This is a genomic window from Micromonospora sp. CPCC 205561, assembly GCF_036906775.1.
Lineage (GTDB): Bacteria > Actinomycetota > Actinomycetes > Mycobacteriales > Micromonosporaceae > Micromonospora.
On record NZ_JBAKHV010000131.1, the window covers coordinates 1 to 757 of the forward strand.

The window sequence follows — 757 nt, forward strand, 5'->3', positions numbered from 1 at the left end:
GATGCCCGCCGACTCGACGGCCTCCCACGAGGTCTCCAGCAGCAGCCGCTGCTGCGGGTCCATGGCGAGGGCCTCACGCGGCGAGATGCCGAAGAACTCGGCGTCGAACTCACCGGCGTCGTAGACGAAGCCACCCCTGCGGACGAAGGACGTGTCGGAGAGCCCGCCGCTGAGGAAGCCGTCCCAACCCCGGTCGAGGGGGAACTCGGAGATGCCGTCGCGTCCCGTGGAGAGCAGTTGCCACAACTCGTCCGGGGATGCGACGCCACCCGGAAGGCGGCAGCCCATTCCGACGATCACGATCGGGTCGTCGTCCACGGCGGCGACCCTGCGGTCGGCCGGCGCGTCACCCGTGGCGCCGAGCACGGTCTCCCGGATGAAGGCGACCAGGGCGGCCGGCGTCGGGTAGTCGAAGACCAGGGTGGAGGGCAGCGCGAGGCCCGTCGCGGCGGTCAGCCGGTTGCGCAGCTCGACTGCGGTGAGCGAGTCGAAGCCGAGACGCTGGAACGGCCGGTCCGGCCGCACCGCCTCCACGGTGGCGTGGCCGAGCACCGTGGCGACCTGGGAGCGTACGAGGTCCAGGAGGGACGCCTCGACCTCCGGCGGCGTCAGGGCCGCCAGCCGCTCACGCAGTGCGGAGGCCTGGTCGGTGGGGCCGGTTTCGGCCCGGGCCGCGGCCTCGATCGCCGCCTGCGCTTCGGGGATGTCGGTGAACAGGCGGCTCGGACGCAACGCCGTGAACGACGGCACGAACCGA

1 protein-coding gene is annotated in these 757 nt (G+C 72.7%); it reads right to left on the bottom strand.

Translation table 11 applies throughout. The features are described from left to right. The coding region (locus V6V16_RS27750) for a beta-ketoacyl synthase N-terminal-like domain-containing protein (RefSeq protein ID WP_334566897.1) at window positions 1–757 on the bottom strand (757 nt) is incomplete at both ends.